This window comes from Streptomyces botrytidirepellens (assembly GCF_003721215.1).
GTDB lineage: Bacteria > Actinomycetota > Actinomycetes > Streptomycetales > Streptomycetaceae > Streptomyces > Streptomyces himastatinicus.
Window position 1 is genome coordinate 1 of the sequence record NZ_RIBZ01000666.1, and the last position, 5,640, is coordinate 5,640.

General features: G+C 66.5%; 6 protein-coding genes and 2 pseudogenes. 2 read left to right on the forward strand and 6 right to left on the reverse strand.

Features of this window, described 5'->3' with window-relative positions; translation table 11 throughout:
• Window positions 1-202 precede the first annotated feature (202 nt).
• Window positions 203-595: a VOC family protein gene (locus EEJ42_RS35120; protein ID WP_184503426.1), complete on the forward strand. Its 393-nt coding sequence runs from the start codon at window positions 203-205 to the stop codon at window positions 593-595.
• 19 nt (window positions 596-614) lie between these two features.
• Here the strand turns inward: EEJ42_RS35120 and EEJ42_RS53385 are convergent.
• Window positions 615-1,190: pseudogene (locus EEJ42_RS53385) on the reverse strand (transposase); the annotation flags it as partial.
• 79 nt (window positions 1,191-1,269) lie between these two features.
• Between EEJ42_RS53385 and EEJ42_RS35135 the strand changes: the two are divergent.
• Window positions 1,270-1,455, forward strand: a complete 186-nt coding sequence (locus EEJ42_RS35135) for a hypothetical protein (protein WP_123106269.1) — start codon at window positions 1,270-1,272, stop codon at window positions 1,453-1,455.
• Between the two features lie 23 nt (window positions 1,456-1,478).
• Here the strand turns inward: EEJ42_RS35135 and EEJ42_RS35140 are convergent, their stop codons facing one another.
• The 5 genes and pseudogenes from EEJ42_RS35140 to EEJ42_RS35165 all read right to left on the reverse strand — a co-directional run.
• On the reverse strand, window positions 1,479-2,327 hold the full coding sequence (locus EEJ42_RS35140; protein ID WP_123106271.1) for an IS5 family transposase: 849 nt from the start codon (window positions 2,325-2,327) through the stop codon (window positions 1,479-1,481).
• A gap of 71 nt (window positions 2,328-2,398) precedes the next feature.
• Window positions 2,399-2,818 (reverse strand): RacP protein, encoded by a 420-nt coding sequence (locus EEJ42_RS35145; protein ID WP_123106273.1) that lies wholly within the window; start codon window positions 2,816-2,818, stop codon window positions 2,399-2,401.
• Between the two features lie 2 nt (window positions 2,819-2,820).
• Window positions 2,821-3,828, reverse strand: a complete 1,008-nt coding sequence (locus tag EEJ42_RS35150) for a DUF6192 family protein (RefSeq protein ID WP_123106277.1) — start codon at window positions 3,826-3,828, stop codon at window positions 2,821-2,823.
• Window positions 3,829-4,411: 583 nt separating this feature from the next.
• Window positions 4,412-4,948 carry a hypothetical protein gene (locus EEJ42_RS35160; protein ID WP_123106275.1) on the reverse strand — a complete coding sequence of 179 codons (537 nt, stop codon included), beginning with the start codon at window positions 4,946-4,948 and terminating at the stop codon, window positions 4,412-4,414.
• Window positions 4,949-4,991: 43 nt separating this feature from the next.
• Window positions 4,992-5,549: pseudogene (locus EEJ42_RS35165) on the reverse strand (NF041680 family putative transposase); the annotation flags it as partial.
• Between the last annotated feature and the right edge of the window lie 91 nt (window positions 5,550-5,640).

Here is a 5,640-nt window from a genome sequence, read left to right on the forward strand (position 1 = left end):
ACCGGCTGGAACTGGGTGCAGTCGGCCCGCTGTCCACCGGTGACCATCAGGGACAGCGGGCGACAGCGGCCGTCGGCACTCAGTAGGTGTTTTTGAACGTCGTCTTCTCAACTTGCCGCGCCCTCTGCCGAGTCCTCGCCCTTGCCAGGACCGCTCAGCTCTCATTATCTTGACGTCAAGATTCCTTGGTAGAGGAGAAGTTGTGGCTCTGGGAACGCTCGGATACTCCTTGGACGGCCTGCATCACGTGCAGCTTGCGATCCCTCCAGGCGCTGAGGACATCTGCCGCGAGTTCTGGGGAGACGTTCTCGGCATGACAGAGCTCGAGAAGCCGCCGATGCTGGCGGCTCGTGGTGGGTGCTGGTTCCGAGGTGGTGGCCTGGAGGTCCACTTGGGGGTTGAAGAGGACTTCCGCCCGAACAGGAAGGCGCATCCGGGCATCCTTGTGACCTCGCTCCAGGCGCTCGCCAAGCGGTTGGAAGGCAAAAGAGTGAGCGTCACCTGGGATGACAACTTTCCTGGCCACGATCGCTTCTATGCGTTCGACAAGCTGGGCAATCGGCTCGAGTTCCTTGAACCTGTCCGCGATTGCTGATGTCGCATGATCAGGGCGTCTTCTTCGTCCAGTGGCTGGTGCGGGGGCTTTTGCGGGTCAGGCGTCGGGTCATCATGGTGATAAGGGCCCAGTTCAGATGGGCTTCGGAGTGCTGGGGCAGCCGTTCGTAGTCGCGTGCGTTGCGGCGGGCGTTCATGCACCAGCCAATGGTGCGCTCAACTTTCCAGCGGCGGGGCAGGACGACGAAGCCCGCGGTGCCCTTGGGCCGGGAGACGATGCGCAGGGTGAGCCAGAGGCGGTCGCGGGCCCAGTCCACGAGTTCACCGGCGTACCCGCGGTCGGCCCAGACCTGGGTGATCTGCGGCTGGGTGAGCCGCAGCCGTCAGAACACGTCGCGGGCGGCGTCGCGGTCCTGGATGTCGGCGGGCGTCACCGTGATCATCACCGGCAGCCCAAGCGTGTCCACCGTGATATGTCGCTTGCGGCCGTTGATCTTCTTCGCGGCGTCGTAGCCTCGGCTGTTTCTGCCGACGGTGGAGGATCCCTTGACCGACTGGGAGTCCACGATCAGCGTCACCGGGTAGGGGCAGCGGCCCTTGCCGGTACGGATCCGGCGCCGGAGCTGATCACGGATGTAAGTGTCTGTTTTCGAAGGTTGGCCGTATCGGGACGGTGAGAGACCCGCTTCTCATGATGTTCAGCACAATGAGCGTGTGACAAACAATGACGAAGGCGGAACGCCGTTCCCTGCCACAGGGTTCTTTGTAGGCACGATGATCGGCATCCCGATTGGGATCATGCTCGGGCTGTCCGTCTTCGACAACATGGCGATCGGCCTGGTACTCGGCAGCGGCGTAGGCGGAATCCTCGGCATCATTTTCCCGGCGGCTCGGCGTTAGGTGACACCTCGGGAATGTTGTGATCACGTTGCCTGCGCTGGCGAGGGCGGTGCCGTCGGCTTCACCTGACGGCTCCGCGTGAGGCGCCCGGTCATGAGGGTGATGGCGGCCCAGGTGATCAAGGTCTCGGAGTGCTGGACGAGTCGTTCGTAGTCGCGGGCGTGACGGCGGGCGTGCATGATCCAGGCCAGCGATCTTTCGACGACCCACCTGCGGGGCAGGACGACAAATCCCGTGGTGTCCTTGGGGCGGCTGACGGTCTTCATCGTGATGTTGAGGTGCTGTTTGGCCCAGGTCACGAGCTTGCCCGCGTAGGCGCGGTCGGCCCAGACGATGGTGATCTCGGGGTGCATCAGCCGGAGGCGGAAGAGGACTTCCTTCGCTGCGGCGGAATCGTGCAGATCGGCCGGGGTAACCATGACCAGCAGGGGTAGCCCGCGTGTGTCCACGACCAGGTGGCGCTTGCGACCCTTGATTTTCTTTCCTGCGTCGTAGCCGCGGCTGCCCTTTCCGACGGTCGCGGCGGCCTTGACGCTCTGGGAGTCGATGACCGTGGCGACCGCGCGGGGGCCTTTGCCCATCTCACGACGGATCCGGCCGGCGAGCTGGTCGCGGATCTGTCCGATGATCCCGGCGGCGGCCCAGCGCGCCATGAACCCCCAAACCGTGCGCCACGGCGGGAAATCCGCAGGCAGAGCCCTCCACTTGCATCCGGTATCGACCACGTAGCGGATCGCGTCGACGATCTCGCGCCGGGGGTGCTTCTCCGGCCGACCGCCGCGGCGGGTGTCGCAGGCCGGGGTCGGTAGCAGCGGTTCGATCAGGGCCCACTCGGCATTGGTGGTGTCAGAGGGATAGCGGCGGCGGCGCACGGCGGCTTGGCTCCCTCCGCGCGGTCGAGGAGGGGGCGCCCGACCTCTGGCCGGGCGCCCCCTCGTGGTGGTCAGGAAGAGACGACGAGGTCGAGGGTGGATTCGATGGAGTTGAGCTGGGCGATGATGTGCTTGACCCACTTGTCGCGCGGGTGGGCGGCGGCGTGCGGGGCGACGGTGCCGGTGAGGAACCGCCGGAACTCGGTGAGTTTCTCGGTGAGCACGGCCCGCTCGTATGCCTGGAGAGCGGCCGGTTCGGCGCCAAGCTGGTAGCCGTCGGTCCTGGTCCAGATCAGTGGCGGCCAGCCGTTCTCCGCGATGATGTCGCGCAGACAGGCCAGCCCCGCCCGCACCTGGCTGGGAGACAGGTCGCTGGCGCGTACCAGTTGCTGGAAGAGCAGCCCCGCGGGTCTGGCTTCGAAGAGCACGAACCGGAGGGTGTCGGCATGCCGCCGTGCGGCTTCGCCCCGGCGCCGTGAGGCGCGGGGCACGGCTACTCGCCTCGCAGCAGGCGGGCCAGCTCGTCGTCCATATCGACCTTGCCCGTATCGACCGCTTGCTCGATCCAGTCGAGCGTCGCCCGCAATTTCGCTACGTTCTCGTGGACGATCGTGCGCTCATCCTCACCGAGGGTGCGGCCCCGCAGGCCGGGGACCACCCGGCCGACCGCGGCCACGAACGAGTGGCAGGCGGTGACCAGGTCCAAGAACTCCACCGTCCGGTCCATGTGACGGACCGCCGGGGCGACTGGGCTGGTGCGGTCGAAGTCATCGCGGGCCTGCCGGCCCCGTTCGACCTGGGCGCTGTTGACCTGGTGGCGGGCGGTGTCGTCGCTCATCGCCTTGAACGCGACGTCCGGCCGGCGCAGCAGACCGGTGACCGCCGTGACCGCCGCACCCTCATCCCGGGTGAACTCTTCCACCACCCTCGCCTTGTCCTGGGCGGGGACCTTGGCCGCCACCGTCGGACGCTTGAGGAAGTCGGTGGTCACCGCCGCGGCGACTTCCTCGTCCCGGGCCAGGGTGTGGATCGCGGTAATCTTCTCTTTCGGCGACGCCGGACGCTCGACTTGGCGGCCCAGCCTCCGGTTGGCCTCGTCCACCGTCCACCGCGTCCCGCCCGCGGGCGGTTTGGTGATGACCTCGAACCGTTCGGCTTCGTCCTCGATCTGCCCCAGGATCCGGTGGACGCGGAACGACACACCGGCCTGCCGCTTGTCCTTCGGCCACCGAGACGCCGTCCACCTGGCACTTTCCACCGTCTTGTAGGCCAGACCGATGTCCTCGGCGAGACGGAACAGCGTCTCGCGGACTGTGAACAACTCCTGACCCGGCGCGGCATGCTGGCCGCCCCGTTCGCGCATCGGCTCGATCTCCAGCGCGCGGTCCCCGATCGTGAACGAGCCCCTGGTTTGCTGCTCGACCACTTCACGCAGCTCGGCCACGATCTGCTCGTAGCGGTGCTGGCTGACGCTTCCGATCTTCTCGATCTCCTCCGGCAAGGTGTTCACCACCCATGCGGGCCGGGGCACGGAGCTGAAGTCCGTGACTTGGACACGACCCGCTCACCACCGAGCGTCAAACCGCAAATCAGATCATCACAACACGTGACCACAAACGACCGACTCTGACCGGAACGGGACTCAGGATGCGTTCGCGATGCGGTCACTGTGCCCGTTCGCCGAACGTTTCCTTCCGGCGCCTCCAAGCTCTCACCACACACCGGCGCGAGCAGTAGACGGCGTTCGAGCGCCCGTCCACGCCGGCCACCCAGCGGGCCCCGCACTCGGGACACTCGGTCTCGCCCGTCCCGTCCTGCACGGCCGCCAGGCGCTTGCGCAACCGGCGTTCCGTACGCCATTGCCTGGCACGACACACCGAGGAGCAGAACACGGCATCAGGTCGGGCCCCCGGCCTCAACCGTTCGCCACAAGCCCGACAGTCCCTCTCCCCGGCCCGCCCGGCGCCCTCGGACACCACGCCAGCGTAGAAGCCCAGGCTACTCAGACCTGGGGATCAGAAACAGCCTCTCAGCTTGTCGTTTAACCCCGTCTGGGAGCTCTGCGTTGGGTTATGCCCAGTCCTTCACATGGGTTGGGTCGGCGGGAATTCCCATCGCCCCGAGTGGCCGGGTGGGAGTGCCAGGTCGTGCCGAACCGCAGCGTAGTAGCTCTCTCGTGCGGTGCGCTGCTGCTCCAGCAGCGCGGACCATGTTTCGGAGGTGCAGCTCCGCGTGTGCACAGAGTGTTCCAAGTCCCTGACCGTTACGGCCCAGCCGTGCGCTTCCTGCACCACCTCCGGGGTCCCGAGCATCAGCAGGGCTTCTCCGGAGGAGGACCGTACATCAGTGGCTTCTGCCAGGTGGGAAGCCGCTTCCGTCGGAGTCAAGGGCTGTGGGTGAGGGTCGTTGCCGAGGTGGGCTGCGACACGGCGGGTCAGGGTGACAGTCGTCTTCAGCGACAAGGCGTAGTCGGTGTAGGCCACTAGCCGCCGCTCCTCCCAACGCGCCTCCTGCTCACGACGGAAACGGGCCTGATCACCACGCATGACGGCCAAGTACGAGCCGAGGGCGCCGATGATCACGCCGATGAGGGCGGGAAGCTGCTGTATGAACGCGGACACGGCTGCATGGTAGGGCGCAAATGCGGAGTTCTGAGATTGAAGCTCACGTCCGTTGTGCTGAGCCTGTCTCTTGCCCAGTACGCCGTGGTTTTGTGCCTTTCTTATGGTGGGCGGGGCGAGCGTATGCCTCGCCGGTGGCAAGGAGGCGTCCCACCTCGTGACGGGTGGCGGTGCGGCGATTCTTCGAGCCTTGTGGCCGTCCGGGGCCGGGGTGGGGAGGTTGTGGTGCACGTGCTGGAGAGAGGGTCTTCGCGTGGAGGTTCCGGAACCCTCGGCGGACTCGGGCCGGGGTGAGCTTGTGCGGCTCGGTCTGCTTCTCCCAGGGCCGTCGCAGGTCGACGGCGAGCGGGCGGGCGAGCCGGAGCTGGGTGTGGGCGGCGATCACCAGCCAGGTCCAGCGGTCCGCTGCCTGAGGGGCGCGTAGCCGGGGCTTCGTCCAGCCCAGCGTCTGCTTGAGCAGGCGAAACGTGTGCTCGACGTCGAAGCGGCGAAGGAAGGATTGCCAGCAGCGGTCGACGTCCGTCTCGGTGGCGGCGATGCCGGACCACCAGAGCCAGACCGGCTTGTTCACTCCACCGGAGGGTAGCTTTTCGACGACTAGGACTTGTGTGTCCGATCATGTGACTGCCTCGTGTCTGAGTCGTTGATATGGGCATGGGGCGGGGTGATCTAACGGATGCGGAGTGGGAACG